This is a genomic window from Microcystis sp. M109S1, assembly GCF_020247025.1.
Lineage (GTDB): Bacteria > Cyanobacteriota > Cyanobacteriia > Cyanobacteriales > Microcystaceae > Microcystis.
The window spans coordinates 20,831-41,702 of record NZ_JADBRW010000050.1; the positions used below are offsets into that span (position 1 = coordinate 20,831).

Genomic DNA, 20,872 nt, shown 5'->3' on the forward strand with positions numbered 1-20,872 from the left:
TCCTTATTAGTCAATTTCTGCCAGAATATCGTCTAATTCCTGTTGATTCAATTGCGCTACCGGAAAATCCGAGGGAGTGTAACCCCCAGCATCAGGAGATAAACAATGCTCAATCAATTTCAGCAAAGCTTCTTTATAGCCGCGCCCTAAATATTCTACCGTCGAACGTTCATAGATGAGATCGCTATACGTCCAGTTTACTTGTAACTGTCCCTCTATAACTCTGGCCGTAATCTCTAATAAATGACTACGATGTCCCTTAAGACTGTGATTAGGCCCCTTAGACTCATCCGCTAATTTCCAATCCCCTTTTTGCAATTGTCCTTGCTCAAATTGACCTAAATAATTAAACAAAACTTCTCTGGCAGGAATTTCAGCTAATTGAGACTTAATATCAGCCTCATCACTCAAATATCGCAAAATTCCATAGTCAATTCCCTTGTGAGGAATAGCTCGTAACTGTTCCTTAATAGATTTGAGTCGCTCACCGGGGTGATTTTCGGGGGGGAGTCGCAAAACAACCGGAAAAAGACTGGTAAACCAACCTACCGTCCTCGATAAGTCAACCTCACTGAACAAATCTTCTCGTCCGTGTCCTTCTAAATCAAGAGATATGGTCAAATTTTCTGTCCATTGTGTCAAAGTTTCTGCTAAAGCGGTTAACAGAACCTCGTTAATTTGAGTGTTATAGGCAGCGGGAACCTTTTGCAAGAGGGTGCGGGTTTGTTCTTCATCTAGAGTCACCGTGACATCATTTGCCGTCGCTACTGTATTGTATGGTTTTCCACTCTCGTTATCTACAGGTAAATTTCTCGCTTCTAACCAAGGTTGAGTTAACCAATAGTCTAATAGCGCTTTCGCTTTTTCCCCTTGTCCATAATCCCTCAAGAGAAGCGCCCAATCCTGAAAAGCTATGGTTTTTGGAGGAAGTTCTACATTCTCCCCCCTTTCCAACTGTTGATAGGTCATCAATAAATCTTCTAGCAAAATTCGCCAAGATACACCATCAACTCCCAAGTGATGAATAATAATCAGTAACCGACTGGGTTGATAGGGGGCCAATTCAAATAGTACGGCCTTGATTAATAGTCCAGTAGAGAGGTTTAAACTTGCTTGTTGAACTGTTGCCATTGCTAAGAGAGTTTCCCCTTGCTGAGATTGAGGAATAGAAGACAAATCAATCACCTCAAAAGGTACTTCATCCGACATTCCTTCATTGACTTGTTGCCATTGTCCTTCCTCCACAGTAAACTGTAACCGCAAAGCGTCATGATGTTCAATTAATTTTCTCAGAGATTGAGCTAACAAATCAGCTTTCAGGTGATGGGGAACTTCTAAGAGGACAGACTGATTAAAGTGGTGCATTTCAGCGCGATTTTGCTCAAAAAACCACAGTTGAATGGGAGTGAGAGGCACAATACCCGTCACTAAACCCTGTTTAGCTAATTCGGCTGTGGAATAATCGGCAACTGTAGCCAGTTCAGCAAGAGTAGGATATTCAAATATCTGTTTAGGAGTAATTTTCAACCCGGCTTGACGAGCGCGAGCGACAACCTGAATACTGACAATAGAATCGCCCCCAACTTCAAAAAAGCGGTCATAACGACTCACTTGTTTAATGCTGAGAACATCTTGCCAAATACTAGCCAAAATCTTTTCTTTCTGAGTATGAGGGGGAACAAAATCCTGCTCAGATGTGCAAGGTATCTCAGGGATGGGTAATCTTGAACGGTCAATTTTTCCATTAGGAGTCAGAGGGAGAGCTTCTAAGGAGACAAAAAGAGCCGGAATCATATACTCTGGCAACTTCTGTCCCAAGAAACGACGCAAATCCTCAGTATTTATCGGGCCATTTTCTCCTACTAGATAAGCGACTAACCTCTTATTCCGATAGGAGTCCTCCCAAACCTTCACCACCGTTTGCTTAACTTGGGGATAAGTCCCTAGAGTTGCCTCAATTTCTCCTAATTCAATGCGGAAACCCCGCAATTTTACCTGATTATCACCCCGCCCCAAAAAATCAATATTTCCCTCGGGTAAATATCGGGCTAAATCTCCTGTTTTATAGAGTTTTGCATTGGGTTCATTGCTAAACGGATTGGAGATAAATTTCTCGGCGGTTAATTCAGGTTGATTAAGATAACATCGAGCTAACCCTTCACCCCCGATATATAAATCACCAATAGTTCCTAGAGGAACCGGTTGCTTAAAAGAGTCCAGAATATAAACTTCAGTATTGGCAATAGGCCGGCCGATACTCGGTTGTCCATGGTGTCCTTTAGGCACTAAGCTAAAAGTGGAATAAGTGGTATCTTCTGAAGGACCATAGAGATTATAAACTTTCTTAATGTTTTCCTGCTGGTAAAGCTTCTGGACTAATTGATTAGACAAAGCTTCTCCTGCGAGGTTTACCGTTCGCACAGTCTCAGGTATCGCCTCAATTTCCAGAAGTTGGGCGATCGCTGTAGGTACGGTATTAATTAATGTTACCTCTTTGGCTGCACTTAAACTAGGCAAATCTAGAACATTCTGGGCCAGAATAATCTTACCCCCCACAGCCAAGGGCAAAAATAGTTCAAATACTGACAAATCAAAACAAATAGACGTAGAACCCAAAACCCCCGCTAATTCCTCACTGCTAAAGACTTCCTTGGACCAATTCAGTAAGGTTGTGGTGCTTTGATGCTCAATGACAACCCCTTTCGGTTTCCCCGTTGAACCGGAGGTATAAATCACATAAGCGGTATTACTGGAACTTACGGGTAAAGAGAGGTTTTCGGGACTTTCTAGGGCTATATTTCTTTGTTCTGCCTCTAATATCACCAGATTCCCTGGATAATTCCCTAATTTCTCGACTAATTTTTCTTGTGTTAGCAACAAGGAAACTTGGGCATCCCCTAAAATGACATTGAGGCGTTCAGTTGGATAAGCTGCATCTAAAGGTACATAAGCTCCCCCTGCTTTGAGAATGGCTAATAACCCTATAACCATCTCAGTTGTCCGTTCTAGGCAAATTCCCACCAAAGACTCCTGTTTCACCCCTTTTTTGCCTAAATAATGCCCTAATTGATTCGCTTTTTCGTTTAATTGACGGTAGGTTAATTGTTCATTTTCTGCAATAATAGCGATCGCATCAGGACTGCGCTTAACTTGCTCCTCAAACAATTGATGAATACAGTCATCTGGATAGTGAACCTCAGTATCATTCCATTCTTTCAATAATTGATGTTGTTCTTGCTCAGAAAGTAAACAACAAGTCTCATAACGTTCTAACCCTTCCGTTGCCATAGCGATGAGAGTTTTCTCGTAGTATCCTCCGATTAACTCCATCTGCTTTTCCCCTAGATAATTCCCATCATATTTAAGGGTAAGTTCTACTTCAGATGAAAGGGGATGAAGACTAAAATTAGCTAACAATGTAAAATTAGTTTGATTAAAAAACTTCCCTCCCAAGACCTCTAAATCTTGCACCCCGATGATACCTTGATAAACATGAAAATGAATAAAATTAAAAGCCGTATCAAACAAAGGTTGACCCGCAAAAGTTTTTTGTAACTCAGCCAGGGGATATCTTCGCCAAGATAAGCATTCTCTTTCAACATCAAAAGCTTGCTTAACTAAATCGCTCCAAGAACCTCCAGATAACTCTAAACGTAGGGGCAAAGTATTCAAAAATAAACCTAATATCTTTTCTCCATCGGCTACTTCTAACCGTCCATTAGAGACTAAACCTGTAACAATATCCCTCTGATTATTCAGTAAACTTAATACCCGAAAATGAGCCGCCAATAAAACACTTTTTAGGGGGACTCCAACTTGTTTACCGAGTTGTTTTAATCCCTGAGATACCTGACTAGATATGGGAACTAACCAATCCCAATCTTGATTAACTTGATTAGATTTCGACCACTGAGGAAGTTTGGTCAGCGTGACATCTCTGAGTTTTTCTTGCCAATAATTCTGGCATTCTGTCGATTGAATAGTTTTCTTTTCTAAGGCGACAAAATCCCTAAAACTGATATCTGGAGGGGGAGAAAGAGGTAAAACTTTTTTGTCGAGAAGATAGAGATACTGTTGTAACAATTCTGTGAGCAATGAGGCGACACTCCAACCATCTAAAATAGAGTGATGAAAACTGAAAGTTAGGTTAAAGTTATCCTGATTGCGGCGATGGAGATGAAAGCGAAATAAAGGAGGACTATTCCAGTCAAAAGTGCGGATTTTTTCCCGCTCAATCCAATCATCAATAGCCGTGTCTTGTTCAGAAGGAGATAAATGGGTTAGGTCATCTAATCCTAAAGGAACATCGATTTGTCGATGAACTAATTGTAGGGGTTCCTGATATTCAAAGAGTGCGAAACTGGTTCGTAATACCGGATGCCGCTGGACAATCTCCTTAATAGCACTATGTAAAGCGGGAAAATTAAAAGTAGCACGAATATGATAGGTAAACACATCATGGTACACCGAGAGATTCCCCTGATATTCACTATGAAATATCATCCCCAATTGTAGAGCAGTTAGAGGATAAGCATCCTCCACTTCCTCCGGTAAATCCCAGCGAACTTCTTGAGGAATTAAACTAAAAACTTCCGTTTTTTCAGTCCCCAAAGTATCAATTTCATAGCTAACGCAATTGGCCAATTCTTGAATGGTTTGATGTTGCAATAATTGGGGTAAGGAAAAATGAAAACCCATTTGTCGCGCCTTAGCGATCACTTGTATTGCCCGAATCGAATCCCCCCCAAGTTCAAAAAAATTATCGTGAATACCAACCTCTTCGATGCCCAAAACTTCAGCCCAAATCAGTGCTAAAATTTCCTCAAGAGGGGTACAAGGTGCTACAAAATTCTCCGAATTCCTTAAACTGTTATAGCTTGGAGAGGGTAGGGCGCGACGGTCAATTTTTCCATTATTTGTCAGAGGAATAGAATCCAATTGCACAAAGGCATGGGGTATCATGTATTCTGGGAGTTGCTTTTGCAGATAACTCCGCAGTTGGGGAATCAGTTTACTGTTTAACTTAGACCTTAAAGGGTGATTTGCATAAAGTTGCCATTCAGGTTTTGCGGTGTGGGTGGGGGTAAAAGCGATGTAATTTCTACGGGAATTTTCTAGCGGAGCAAAAATCACATCGTAACAGTCCGGAGTATCAGACCTAGTTACCCAAACCGAAAGGGATAAATCCGCAGCTAAAGCCGAAAAATCTTCAGTTTCTACGGCATTTTCCGGTATAATGTCCGATTTAATCGCTTTAAATTCCTCGATTGTCCCAAAGTCTTGAGAATTGTTCAACAATTCCACAATTTTTAAAGGTCCAAACAAGCGCAAATTAGGGACACCTATCACCCTTAACCCCTCAGATGTCCCCAGTTGATTTCTCACCTCAGATAAAGTCAGCTGCTGTTCAGTCCAGTTTAATTCTGGAAAGTCGGTGCTAAAATCCACAATTGTTCCAATCCGCAGAACAACATTGTAACGAAATTGAGTCAATTCGTTGTGGTATCGACCTCTCTCTAGATGAATCTCGACTTCAGTAATCTGAGGAAAATAGGACTGAATTGCTCTAAAAAAATCAGGGTCAATGAATAACTCATTTTCTTGCTCAATTTTTCTCTGTACAAGCTGTTTAAAATCCCTAATCGAATCTTCAGGGTTAGCCTTATAAAGTTCTACATCAGCGTGAAAAGCTGCCATGAGTTGCAAGTTTCGCACATCTCCAAGGAAAATACACCCCCCCGGAGTTAGTACCTTGATAGCTCCCTCTAAAACCCGCAATAAGTAATCTATATGGGGGAAATACTGCACAACCGAGTTAAGGATAATTGTATCGAATCCTTCTGACTCCAAACCCTCAAAATTATCGGCTGTGCTATGCAATAGCCTGACTTGCTCTAGCTGAGGCCCTTCTTGATTAATTCGCTGAATATGGTCTAAGGCTACTGATGAAATATCTGTTCCCCAATAATGCTGACAATGGGGAGCAACTTGGAATAATATTAACCCAGTTCCACAACCTATTTCCAGAACTTTTTTAGGTTGTTGAGCGAGAATAACCTTAACTTTATCATCTAGCCATTCTCGCATCTGAGCAACTGGGATAGGTTCCCCCGTGTAACTACTATTCCAGCCAACAATATTAAATATACCCTCAGAATCTGCCGATGTTTGGCTGTAAATTTGGTTATAGAGGCTTTGCCATTGCTCGATTTGTTCATCGAATAATTGCCCTTTTTCTGAAGTCGCCAAGAGTTCCCCCTCTTGAGACTGACCCACAACATAAGCAATTAGTGTTTTACTGCCGGTTTCTGTCTCCGATGCAATGACTACCGCTTGCTCAACTGCTGGATGTTCACTGAGTATAGTTTCAATTTCCCCAAGCTCAATCCGGAAACCTCGAATCTTAACTTGATGGTCAATACGCCCCAAAAACTCAATATTTCCATCCGGTAAATACCGGGCTAAATCCCCCGTTTTATATAATTTTGCCCTAATTTCTCCCCCTATTGCTCCTGCGACCTTAGCAAAAGGATTAGGGATAAATTTCTGGTCTGTTAATTCGGGACGATTGAGATATCCACGAGCTAAACCTATACCACCAATATGTAATTCTCCCACAATCCCTATAGGAACTGGTTGTAAGTGCGGATTAAGAATATAAATCTGAGTATTGGCAATTGGTTGACCAATACTCACTATCGCTTTTTCACTCCCCGGTAAACAGGGCCAGTAAGTCACATCAATCGCCGCCTCAGTCGGCCCGTAGAGGTTGTGAAGTTCACAGTTAAAATGCTCAAAAAAGCGTTGTGTTAGGTCTAATGGCAGAGCTTCCCCACTACATAAAACCCGCTTGAGAGAACTACATTCTTTTAGCTCTGTTTCTTGCAGAAACACTCGCAGCATCGAGGGGACAAAATGAAGGGTAGTAATTTGCTGCTCTTGGATCAATTGTATTAAATAGATACTATCTTTATGACCTTCTGGTTTAGCTACCACTAGGGTTGCACCGGCTAATAATGGCCAGAAGAATTCCCACACTGAAACATCAAAACTAAAAGGGGTTTTTTGTAAAATGCGATCGCTGTTAGTTAACTGATAAGTATCCTGCATCCACAACAAACGATTCCTGATACCCTGATGAGTATTCATCGCACCTTTAGGCTTACCTGTGGATCCCGAAGTATAAATAACATAGGCTAAATTTTCCCCCGCTACGCCACTGTCACAATTGTTCTGACTTTCTTGAGAAATTGCTGGCCAATCTGTATCTAAAGCAACAACAATCCCCCGGTATTCCCCCAACAATCCCCGCAGCAATTCCGCAGTAATGATCACTTTTACCCCAGTATCTTCTAATAGATAACTTAGGCGTTCTTGAGGATAATTAGGATCTAAGGGGACGTAAGCTCCTCCGGCCTTCAAAACAGCCAATAAACCTACTACCATTTCTAAGGAACGCTCTAGATAAATTCCGACTAATTCCTCTGGTTTTACTCCTAATTTTTGTAGGTAATGACCAAGTTGATTGGCTTTTTCATTTAATTCTTGATAAGTTAATTCTTGATTTTCAAAAATGACCGCCACTCTCTCAGGGTAAAGTTTGGCTTGCTCTTCAAATAGCTGATGAATCCATTGCTTTTGAGGATATTGAATGGCCGTATCATTCCAATCTATCAGCAATTGTTCTCGTTCTTTTGCCGTTAATATATCAATTTCTGACAAATCTATATCGGGATTACTCGTCACTGTTTCTAAGATTTTACGGTAATGTCCTAGCATTCTCTCGACAAAATCTCTGGGAAATTTATCTTTAATAAAAGTGACAGAAACAACAGTATCATCCGCTGCTATGGCAAAAACTAATTGAAATTTATTTAAGGAAGAAATGTCGGCGCACAGGCCTTCTTTGATCACAGCAACGTCAAAAATATTCTCTAGATCTCCTCCTCTTGCTGCCAAGGTTTTGACCAAACTATCCAGAGCATAGTTTTGATGGCGATATCCTTCTTGTAAATCTTTACGAATGATTCTTAGTAAATCTTTAAATGAACTAAAATTATGTTGATTGAATCGGCAAAATATCAGGCTATCTAATTTTTCTGTATTCAAGGCTCCTGTAGCCGTAACAAACTCGACTTGAGCAGTATATTTAAACATTAAAACCTGGACAACAGCCAGATGAAATGCTAAATTATTAACAGAATTATTTGCCGTTAAACTGTTGATTTTTTTCTGTAAATCTGTAGAGATAACTTCAATAACGCTATCTTGCTCCCCAGTTTTATTCTGACTTACATTACCAAATAGAGTAGTTACTGGATCTATTTCTTGAAGTTGCCGAATTTGGTAATCTATTGAAACCAGATGTGCTTCCATTGCTGTTCTAACTTTGTCCCTAAATAGTAGTTGATGGCGGTATTCAGAGTCATGGGGTACAATGCTTACCCGTTCCCAGTTCCCTTAAAGCGATAATTCCCGTCTCTGACGAGTGGGATTATTGCTATACGAACTACAGGAAACCCGCCTAGGGCTAAGGTCGAGGTTTCTGTCGCTTCTTCAAAATTGTTCTGAGCCTCGACATCATAGCATATTAACCGACATTCCGCACATCTTCATAATATACAAAAGTATATTTTTACATTCCCCAAGATGTGTTGACGAAAAATCTTCATTGTAGAAACTACTGTGGGAGCAATAAATTAGTAAAAATTATTAATTGAATATTAAGAAGTGCGGAAAGTGTGACATTTAAAGATAGATTAGCGCAAGACTATCAGATCAGATCTGAGGATGCCACACCCCACACCAGGTTATTGGAGATGTCTGTTGACAATTACTACCTCGATCAGGTATGATTGGCTGTCTGGTCGTAATAGCTGAAGAAGTGACAACGAGGTGGAAATTTAAGTGAGGTGGGGGGAAATTTTCCTCACTGTAAGCCATCAAATTAATCGACTTAATCGACTTACCTGGTAAAAACCAAATTCCCTCGTTATCTTTCGGCGAAAGTCTCAAGCTTTTTCCCTACACCCTAACCCCGACAATCTACACCCTGTTTCACTTTCCATCTGCTTGTCACCCCGTCAGTCGCAATAATTATTCTTTTCCAAGTCGAGTCTAACACTATGGACTTTCAAGATAAAAAGAACTTATCCGAAAACGAGCAATCAATCCAAACTAGAGTTTTTAAAGCTCTTAGTGAAGCTAAAGAAAAATTAAAAGCTTTCGAGTCTCAACAAAGCGAACCCTTAGCTATCGTGGGTTTAGGTTGTCGTTTCGGTCATAATATTGCGACACCTGAATCCTTCTGGTCTTTCCTCAAAGCGGGTAAAAATAACCTCAGAGAAATACCTAATGAGCGCTGGAACCAGCAGGATTTTTATGATTCAGATCGGAATAAAGTGGGTAAAATCTATGTTTCTCAGGGGGGGTTTCTCGATGATGTCTCCCAGTTTGATGCCCATTTTTTCGGAATTGCTCCCAAGGAAGCCGTCGCTATGGATCCTCAGCAAAGGTTGCTTTTAGAGGTAGCCTATGAAGCTTTGGAAAATGCAGGAATGGCAACAACGACGGCTAGAAGGGGAAAAACAGGGGTTTTTATCGGGATTACTAACAATGACTATGCCCGTATTCTTACCTCAAATGAGGACTATAATGCCATCGGAGCCTATCATATTTCGGGTAATCATACTAATGCGGCAGCTGGGCGTATTTCTTACCTTTTAAATCTTAATGGTCCGAGTTTGGCAGTAGATACCGCTTGTTCTTCTTCCTTAGTCGCTGTTCATCTGGCTTGCCGTTCCTTACGTTCCCAAGAATGCAGACAAGCTTTAGTCGGAGGAGTGAACTTAGTTTTAACTCCAGAAGTCGTCATCGCCTTGTGCCGCAATCAGATGTTAGCCGCCGATGGCCAATGCAAAACCTTTGACGAAAGTGCCGATGGGTTTGGGATAGGGGAAGGTTGCGGAGTCATCGTCTTAAAAAGACTCAGTGACGCTCTTCAAGATGGCGATCACATTTGGGCAGTGATTCGGGGGACCGCAGTCAACAACGATGGGGCCAGTGGCGGCTTTACCGTTCCTAATGGGCCTGTGCAGAGAGAATTAATCAGAGAAGCTCTAGCTGATGCTCGTTTAGATGCCGAGGCTATCGATTATGTTGAAGCTCACGGTACAGGAACATCTTTGGGAGATCCCATCGAAATTAAAGCCATAGCCGAGGCATTATGCGTCAATCGTCGGAAATCTAACCCGTTATTAGTCGGTTCTCTCAAAACTAATTTAGGTCATCTGGCGGCGGCGGCCGGAATTTCAGGATTAATTAAAACCGCATTATCGCTACACTACCGTGAAATTCCGGCTCATCTAAATCTCAAAAAACCCAATCCTCATATTAATTGGGATGCCTTACCGATTAGTATCGTCACGCAAAATTGTCCTTGGAATGTTAACAATGGCAAGCTCAAAGCGGCTGGAGTCAGTTCTTTTGGAGCATCGGGAACCAACGCTCATGTTATTTTAAGCGAACCGCCTCAACCGCAACCCCAAAAACCGAAAATATCCCCCATTCTCGTTACTTTTTCGGCTAAAGAACCCGAACGTTTACGTCTTTTTACGACTCAATTTGTGGATTATCTTGAGCAGAAAAAAGCTCTCAACGTCAAGGACATTGCTCTATCTTTAAATACCGGTCGTTTTCCCCATAAACACCGCCTTGCTCTTTTAGTTTCTAATCAAGAGAATCTGCGCCAAGGAATTCAGGCTTTTCTCAAGAGCGATGGGGATGAAAAGCACTTTCAAAATAATAGCTTCGACATTATTTATGGAGAAGCGCAAAGCAATCCTAAAATTGCTTTTCTCTGCAATGACGAGCAAGAAATTAGTCCAGAAATCCCAGAAATCATTGAAACCCTGCTCAATAATGAGCCAGTATTTCATGATGCTTTTAGGCAGTGCGATCATCTGTTTAAAAAATATTTAGAATTTTCTCTTCAGGAATTATTGTCATCTAAAAAAGCCTTAGAGACTCTGATTCCTTTGTCTGTACAACCGTTATTATTTGCCTATCAATATGCTCTTTGTGAACTCTGGAAATCGTGGGGAATTTCTCCTTCTGCGATTTTAGGTTCTGGATTAGGGGAATATCTCGCCGCTCAACAAGCGGGAGTTTTTTCTCTTGAAGATACCGTCAAGCTGGTGGCGAAACGCGCTCAAATTAGCCCACAAAACCCCAACTCAGAAGACCTTTTATCCTTGCTCAAAAGCACCCCAGAAGTCGATTCTAACTCTCCCGATATTACCCTAATTTATCAGGGTGAAGTTGTGAAAAAATCTCTCACAAATTCAGTTAATAGAGGGGAAAGGATTAGGCAGAAATCCGACGAAATCGCCCAGGGAATTTCTACTTTGCATCAAATGGGATATCAAATCTTCCTAGAAATGGGAATTAGTGCCAATCTCATTAATATAGGTCGTCAAAAGTTAGGGGTAAATTCAATTCTATGGTTATCTAGTTTAGGGGAAGATTGTCACAGTGATCAGCATGAGCAAAGGGTGCTAGGTCAACTCTATGTACGAGGATTTAATATTAACTGGGAAGCCTTTCATCGCTCACATCCGGGGCAAAAAATTAGTTTACCTAATTCGCCTTTTGTCCGCAAACGCTACTGGATAAATTCTGGCAATAAATCAGAGTCTTCTAGCTATAAAAACCCTAATTATTACTCTGGACATCCCTTACTAGGCGATCATTTTCCTTCTCCCTTAGCTCTCCTTCAATATCGAGGCAATATTAGTCAACATAAACCTGCATTTTTAGGAGAACATCAGGTTTTTGATCAGGCCATATTGCCAGCATCTGCCTTGATAGAAATGGCTTTAGCTGCCGGGGAGAATCAAAAAGTTATTTTAGAAAATGTTGAATTTAAGAAGGCATTAATTTTAAAAGATACGGAAGACACATTACAGTTAATCATTGAGCAAAAAAGCTTTAAAATTTACCATGCACTTGAGCCAAATTGGGAAATATTAGTTAGTGGAAAAATTGATGAATTGAAATCAACTAATTTAACCCATTGTCATCTAGAAGAAATCGCCAAAAATTGTTCTGAAGAAGTCGATATCAACTCCTTTTATGAAACTTATCAAAAATCAGGGATAAATTACGGGAGTAACTTTCGGCTCATTCATCAACTGAAGCGGGGGGAAAATACAGCTTTTGCTCAAATCAAATTAACCGATAGGTTAGAGCGGGAAAAATATCATTTTCATCCGGCTATGTTAGACGCTTGTTTTCAAGGGATTGCTGCCATTTTATTTAAAGAAGAATCCTCAGTAACTTATGTTCCTGTTCGCCTTGGGCAATTGGCATTTTTCCACCCTCCTGATGAGCAGGTAATCAGCGCGGTTCGACTGAAAAACTCCTCCCCTAACCCTAACATTATTATCGCTGATATTGATATCTATTCCCCCCAAGGTCAACCCTTGGCATCCCTCATCAACTTAGAACTAAAAGCCGTTCAATCTCAAGAGATTATCCCCCAAGAAATACCCCCTCAAATCTATCTAGAAGAATGGATGCCTTGCGAGGAATTATTAGGGAATGGTAGAGACACTTTAGTAGCTCCCCAGGTGATTAAAAATCAAATTCACCCCGCACAGTTAGAACAACAACTAGGGGAAAAATTGGGGCAATATGAGAGCTTAATGGAGGCCTTGGAAAAGTTAAGCGTAACCTATATCTGGGAAGCCTTAACAAAACTTAATGGGCAGCCAAAATTAGGTCAAACTTATTCCGAAGCACAGATAGCAAATCAAGGTCAAATTGTTGATTTTTACCGACCTTTATTATCTCGATGTTTAAGTATTTTAGCTGAAGAAAAAATCGTTAATCAGACAAAAGATGGCTGGTTATTCGTCAAAGAATTAGAAGCACCTTCATCGCCATCGCAAATTAAAATTCTCCGCCAAGAATTTGCCGATTATCCAGCAGAAATTAGTCTCATGGAGCGTTGTGGCTCTGCTTTGGCAGCAGTCATGAGTCGTCAAGTTGAGCCATTAGAATTACTCTTTCCTCAAGGGGATTTAGAAGCGATCGCGGCAATTTATTCGGAAGCTGCCGGAGCTAAATTGATGAATCAGTTAGTCGCCACCACAATCAGCCGTGCTATTGAGAATTTACCCCCCTATTATCCCCTAAGAATTCTCGAAATTGGGGGAGGAACAGGAGCCGTTACTGCTGGCATTTTACCTCACTTACCGACAGAACATATCGAATATGTATTCACCGATATTTCCTCTAGTTTCTTAACAAGAGCCAAGGAAAATTTTAGAAACTATCCCTTTATTAAATATCAAACTTTAGACATTGAAAAAAATCCCTTTACTCAAGATTTTCTCCCCGGCAGTTTTGACATAATCATCGCCGCTAATGTTCTTCATGCCACAGCCAACCTTCAAAAAACCCTTGAAAATGTGCGCTCTCTCATCGCTCCTAAGGGACGACTAATCCTCTTAGAAAGTACCGGGGCAAGACGTTGGGTAGATTTAACCTTTGGCTTGACAGAAGGATGGTGGTTATGTAGTCAAGATCTGCGGCGGAATGGTTATCCGTTAATCAGCACAAAAGATTGGCAAAATTTACTGATTGAGAATCAATTTGAAGACATTAATATTATCGAACCAAGCCAAGCAAAAACCCGAAATTTATTAAAACAAAGTGTCATCATTAGTCGAAGCAGTGAGCAATTACCTTCTCTTCCGGCAAAATCTTACTATCATCAAATAATCTGGGCAGATAGTCAAGGAATTGCTAACGGTTTAATCCCTCTATTCCAACAGAGAGGAATAAGTTGTTCTTGCGTCTTTTCCAAAGATATTAACCCGGAGATGGCTGAAGATTACCTATCAATATTGAGAAACTCGATAACTTCAGAAACTCGTCAAATACTGTACTTCTGGGGCTTAGAAAAAATCCCTGGAGAAATGGATCAACAAGTCGAGATTCATTGTCAAAGATTTCTCTTTTTCTTACAAGCCTTATTGCAGCAAGAAAATCCGCCGGCTCTGATTTTAGTTACTCAAGGAGCAGTACCAGCAAAAGCCATTAAAACCCTGACCTCTCCCTCTCAAGCATCCTTATTAGGAATAGCCTTCAGCCTAGTCTTAGAACATCCTGAACTTAATTTCAAGGCAATTGACCTAGATCCAGATGAAGTAAACTCAGCCGACAAACTGCTGCAAGAAATCTACAGTAATCCCCAAGAAAACCGGGTTGCTTTGCGGGGGGAACAGCGTTTTTATCCCCGTTTAGTGCAGAGAAAACTTGAAGATGGAAATATCAATTTTAGTCCTGATGGCTATTATTTAATCACAGGAGGCACAGGGGGGTTAGGATTAGCAACAACCCGATGGATGATTGAAAAAGGGGCGCGGAATCTAGTTTTGTGTAGTCGTCGAGGGGCAGAAGGAATTAGCCCTGAAATATTAGCCAATCTCTCCTCTAGTGGGGCAGAAATTACCATCAAAAAACTTGATATTACTGATGCTGAAAAACTGCACACTGTCTTAGAAGAATGCCGTTCTAAATATCCTGTGCGGGGCGTTTTTCACATTGCTGGAACCTTAGACGATACAACCTTATTAAGACTAACACCAGAGCGCTTTAATTATGTTTTAGCTCCCAAAGTTAAAGGAACTTGGTTGCTTCATCAACTCACCCTAAATGACCCATTAGAATTCTTTGTCTGTTATACTTCTGCTGTATCTTTAATTGGCTCAGCTGGACAAGCCAATGCCGCGGCAGCTAATGCCTTTGAAGACGCTTTTATCTATTATCGTCAGGCGCATCATTTACCCGGAACGGTCATAAATTGGGGTCCTTGGAGCGAAATAGGTGCAGCAGTAGATCGCAATGTTTTGGAGAGATTAGCCGCTAAAGGATATGCGGCTATGAAACCAGATTTAGCCCTTAATGCTCTCGAAAAAATTCTCCTAAATCAGATTATTCGCGCTGGTGTAATTAAGATTGACTGGCAACAATTTCCTTATATTCATCAAAACTTTTATAAAAACTTTCTGCCTCAAGGAAAAACCCAAGCTGCCCCCTCATCTGAGTTTTTAAAACAATGGCAAAATTTAACCTTAAAAGAGCGTCCTAATTGGCTAACTAATCATATCATTATGCGTGTTTCTAATGTCTTAGGACACTCAAATGATGAAACTTTTTCCCCTCAACAAGGATTTTTTGATTTGGGGATGGACTCTCTCACTTCTACAGAGTTACGAAATCTGTTACAAACTGACTTTAATTGTTCTCTCCCTTCGACGATTACTTTTCGTTTTCCGAATGTTGAAGCCTTAGCTAATTATTTACAGCGAGAAGTTCTGGATAATTGTCAACCGGTATTTACCCCTCAAATAAAAGCAGAAATTTCTCAAAAACAGCCAGAAAAATCACAACTCGATGATGATCCTATTGTTATTGTCGGCATGGCTTGTCGATTCCCCGGCGGTGCTAAGAATTTACAATCTTTCTGGGAACTTTTAGAACAGGGAAAAGATGCCATAACAGAAATTCCTCAAGATCGCTGGGATCAGGAAACATGGTATGATCCTAATCCCGATGTCCCTGGCAAAATATACGCTCCTTACGGTGCATTTCTAGAACAAATTGAGGAATTTGATGGAGAATTTTTTGGCATTATTCCTAGAGAATCTGTCGCTATGGATCCTCAGCAGCGTTTACTCTTGGAAACTACTTGGCAAGCTTTAGAATCTGCTGGACAAAATCCCCAAAAACTACGCAACAGTCAGACGGGAGTTTTTATCGGTTGCATGACGCAAGATTATGCCCAATTAAGTTATTCTCCTCAAGCCATTAATGCTTATACTGGTTCGGGAACTTCTGTTAGTATGGCGGCGGGTCGTCTTTCTTATGTCCTTGGTTTACAGGGTCCATCAATGACCATTGACACCGCTTGTTCCTCCTCATTAGTAGCGATTCATTTAGCTTATAATGCCTTACTTAATGGTGAGTGCGATCTGGCTTTAGCCGGAGGGGTTAATATTATTTTAACTCCCATTATTTCTTTAATCGAAAGTCGCGCCCATATGCTTGCCCCTGATGGACATTGCAAAACCTTTGATGAGAGCGCAAATGGCATGGTGCGAGGAGAAGGCTGTGGAATAGTTGTTCTGAAAAGATTGAGCCAAGCGGTTAAGAATGGAGACCAAATTTTGGCTAAAATTTATGGCACAGCCGTCAATCATGATGGTCCAAGTAGTGGGCTAACCGTTCCTAATGGTCAAGCTCAAGAAAAATTATTATATCAAGCCCTTAAACGTGCTAATCTCAAGCCTGAACAAATCGATTATATCGAAGCTCACGGCACTGGAACAGCCCTTGGTGATCCGATTGAATTAGAAAGTATGTCCGCCGTTTTTGGTCAACGCTCCCCTAATCGGCCTTTAATTATTGGTTCAGTAAAAACGAATTTAGGCCATTTAGAAGGTGCTGCCGGAATTGCCGGATTAATTAAAACCGTTCTAGCGTTACAACACCATAAAATACCTCCTCATCTTCACTTTAAAAATCCTAATCACCGCTTTGATTGGAGTTCTCATATTTTTGAAGTTCCTGTACAAGGAAAACCTTGGAATATCAGCGAACGTCCAAGGATTGCTGGAGTAAGTTCCTTTGGATTTAGTGGAACGAATGCTCATATCATTGTTGGGGAAATTGACGCTGATTTACCTCAACCTTCGGAGAATAATTTTTATCTATTACCCCTTTCGGCTCGTTCTGAAAAATCGCTGCAAGAGTTAGCGAGAAATTATCAAGATATTTTGACTGAGTCTATCAATTTAGCTGATGTTTGTTTTACCGCCAGTACAGGACGGGGGATTTTTCCGCAACGAATCTGTATTTTAGCAGACTCAATAACCACGGCACAACGAGCATTAATTGATTACCAAGATGGTGAAAATTCTGACTCATTAATCCGACCGATTTTATCAGAGACTCCGCCAAAGATAGCTTTCCTCTTTTCTGGACAAGGCTCTCAATATTCTGGCATGGGAGAAACCCTTTATAACCGAGAAGTTGTTTTCAAGGAAACATTAGATCTTTGTGCTCAAATTCTAGAACCCCTTTTAGAAAAATCTCTCTTAGATTTAATCTTTCAAGAGCAAAATAGCGAGTTATTAGAGGAAACCCAAATCACTCAGCCGGTGATTTTTTCCCTTGAATATGCACTTGCCAAATTATGGCAATCTTGGGGAATACAACCTTCAGCCCTTTTAGGACATAGTATCGGGGAATATGTGGCGGCTTGTTGGGCAGGAGTCTTTTCTTTAGAAGATGCCTTAAAATTAGTGACTCAACGGGGTAAATTAATGGGAAAATTGCCCCATAATGGCAGTATGTCCGCTATTTATGCTGATTATGAGACGGTAGCAAACGCTCTAACTTCTTATGAAAATCAAGTTAATATTGCTTCAGCCAATGGCTCAATTACCGTCATTTCTGGATTTAAAGAGATTGTTGAGCAACTGGAAAAAAACTTTATTGATCAAGGGCATAAAACTAAACGTTTAGCGGTATCTCATGCTTTTCATTCTCCTTTAATGCAGCCCATTCTTGATGATTTTTCCCAGGTCTTAAAAACAATTTCTTTTCATGAACCTAGCTTAACGATTATTAGTAATCTGACAGGGAAAGCTGTAGGTTCAGAAATTACAACTCCTGATTATTGGGTAGATCATCTGCGTAGTACTGTACAGTTTAGTCAAGGATTTCAGTCTTTAATTGATCAGGGTTATCGTTGTTTTCTAGAAGTCGGTTCTAAGCCTGTATTACTGAGTATGGCTCGCCTTATTTCTGCCAACCAGGATCTATTATGGTTGCCTAGTATTGTACCCGGGCAGGATGAACAGGCACAAATGTATAGAAGTTTAGCGACACTTTTTGTTAATGGTTATTCTGTAGACTGGACTACAGTATTTAAACAAGGTAAGCGGATTATTTTACCGACTTATCCCTTTCAAAGAGAACGGTATTGGCTATCTAATTCGGAATTTTCTCTAGGGCAAATCAAGACTCAGTTACATCCTTTTATTAAAGATTTTAAAAAGTTAGCAACGGGAGACATGATCTTTGAAGGTGAGGTGAGTTATCTTAACCCTAGTTATTTAGAAGAACATCAGGTATTTGATAACATTGTATTTCCAGCTACTGGTTTTATTGAAGCTATTTTAGCCGCAAGTCAGAAAATATTTAATGGGCATTTTGTCACCCTTCAAAATGTCTCTATTCATCAGGGATTACTCTTATCTCCAACTCCCTTAATAGTCCAAATAATTTTTAGACCTAAAAAATCATCTCAACTGATTTATACTTTTGAGATATTTAGCAGTGATTCTGCACAAGAAAAATGGGTTCTTCATGTTACAGGTGAAGTCAAACCTAAGGATATACAAAGCTTGGCTGCCTCAGAATTAACCCAAACTAAATTAGAAAGAGAAACCCCTAAAAAATCGATTTCTATTCGTGAATTCTATGAACTTTATCAGCAGATGGGGATCAGGTATGGGGAGCAGTTCCAAGCGATTCAAGAGTTATATTCTTTCAAAAAAGGCTCTCAAGCTAAAATTAGTATTAACCCTAGTTTAGCGGATCGGCGTTATCATTTTCATCCAGTTCTTTTGGATGCTTGCTTACAAAGTATTGGGGCAGCTTTCCCCGAAATTCATGGTCAAGAATTGCATCTACCTTATGGATTCTCTTCCTTGGAAATATTCCTAAATCCAACTTCGCAAGTTTGGACGGAAGTTCAGGTCATCTCAGATACTAATGGTGAAATGAGAGTAAATGTTAATATTTATGATGAACAAGGACAGCTTTGCGCTCGCTTTACTGACTTAACAGCACGGCGCATAAATCCGGCTATTTTACAGAGTTTATGGCAAGAAAAGTCGAACGATTGCTTTTATAAAGTGGAATGGAAAAAACTTCCATCAATGCCAACTGTTGCCGTCAATTCTCAAAATTCTTGGTTAGTCTTGGTTCGTCCAGAAACAGACTTAAATTCCCTAATTAATTTATATAAAAGGGCAGGAGAAAAAGTAATTACTGTAGAAATGGGACAGAATTATCAATGTAATTCTCAAGATTCTTTTGTCATCAATCCGGCTCAGAAATCTGATTTTCAGCGTCTCTATCAAGAAGCTTATCCATCGGGAGAATTTCCGACTGGCGTTGTTTTTTCTTGGGAATCTTCAGAAGCTGAAGACGTGCTTGATACAGTATATCAGAGTTCTCATGCCGTCTTAAATTTAGTGCAAACCCTCACTAATAACTGGGAGAAATTACCTCATTTATGGCTGATTACTCGTGGGGCTAATAAAATTATCAATGATACGGCTTTATATCCTCAACAGTCCCATTTATGGGGATTAGGAGCAGTCATTAATCAAGAGTATCCTAAAATGGGTTGTGTTTGTTTAGATTTACCAATCCATAAAGAAGCTGATGAAGCTGAACTTTTATTCAATGAATTAAAGTGTTTCCCCCATGAATTCCGTTTGGCTTTACGTCAAGGAAACCGCTACGCAGCCAGGTTAGTTTCTGCATCTCTTCCTAGCTCAGAAAAACGACATTTTATTAATCAGTCAGGGGTTTATTTAATCACGGGAGGGGGAGGAAAACTGGGCGGATTAGTGGCTCAATGGTTATCAGAAATGGGAGCAAGTCACTTAGTTTTGTGTAGTCGCCATGTTAAATCTTCAACAGAATTGATAGCCCCATTAGTGGAGAAAGGAACAAAAGTAACCTTGATTGAAGCTGATATTACTTCCCCCACAGATATGAAAAATTTATTCTCTCGTTTTGGGGCAGACTTGCCCGTCTTACGAGGAATAATTCACGCAGCAGCGGTCTTAGAAGATGGGCTGATCAGTAATCAAAGTTGGCAAAAATATCAAAAGGTAATGATTCCAAAAGTAGCAGGAACTTTATTATTAGATCGTTATACTCGCTCTCTATCTTTAGACTTTTTTGTGAGCTTTTCTTCTGCGGCTGTCATCCTTGGTTCACCGGGTCAAAGTAATTATGCTGCGGCTAATGCTTTCATGGATGCTCTAATGCAGCAACGGCAAAGTTTAGGATTACCTGGTATTAGTATTAATTGGGGAGCTTGGGAGACGGGCAACCAAATTGATCAACAACGTTTCGCTAATTGGGGTTTGCAGATGATGCCTTCTGAGCAAGCGTTTCAATATCTCAATCAGGTAATTTTAGATGATATTACCCAAGGGATAGTTCTCGATATTAATTGGTCGATTTTTAACCAAACTTTCAATATTAATCAACCCTTCTTTAGCGAGGTATTAACCCTAAAAAATCAAAAACAAACAAGTCCAGCAAAACTATTAGAACGATTAAAATCTGTCTCTATAGACGAACGAATAAACGCTTTAGTAGAAGGACTGGAGAAAATATTAAGAGAAGTGACTGGGTTAAATGGGAACAAAGTTATTCCTCAACAAACATCATTCTTAGACTTAGGTTTAAACTCTCTAATGGTCATAGAATTTAAAAATCGCTTAGAAACAGATTTAGGGTGTAAATTGCCATCTTCGATCATTTTCGATTATCCTAATCTTCTCAGCTTAAGTACCTACTTACGGGAACAAATTCTAGCCAATCATCTCGATTTTGAGATTAAAATAAATCCAATTCCTGACAATCATAGTCCCTATGACAGCCTCAGTGAAGACGAACTGGCAAGATTACTTAATCAAAAATTAACGGAGCTTGATCAATATGGAGGTTAAATTTTAAAAATAATGTTTCAAAAGGCATGAGATGTGGTAGG

At 40.2% G+C, this 20,872-nt stretch carries 2 protein-coding genes; one reads left to right on the top strand and one right to left on the bottom strand.

The genetic code is table 11. The annotated features are described in order from the left end of the window. Window positions 1-6: 6 nt before the first annotated feature. On the bottom strand, window positions 7-8,376 hold the full coding sequence (locus tag IM322_RS02130; protein WP_287672578.1) for a non-ribosomal peptide synthetase: 8,370 nt from the start codon (window positions 8,374-8,376) through the stop codon (window positions 7-9). Between the two features lie 749 nt (window positions 8,377-9,125). Here IM322_RS02130 and IM322_RS02135 point away from each other — a divergent pair. Then, on the top strand, window positions 9,126-20,831 hold the full coding sequence (locus tag IM322_RS02135) for a type I polyketide synthase (RefSeq protein WP_287672576.1): 11,706 nt from the start codon (window positions 9,126-9,128) through the stop codon (window positions 20,829-20,831). Window positions 20,832-20,872 lie beyond the last annotated feature (41 nt).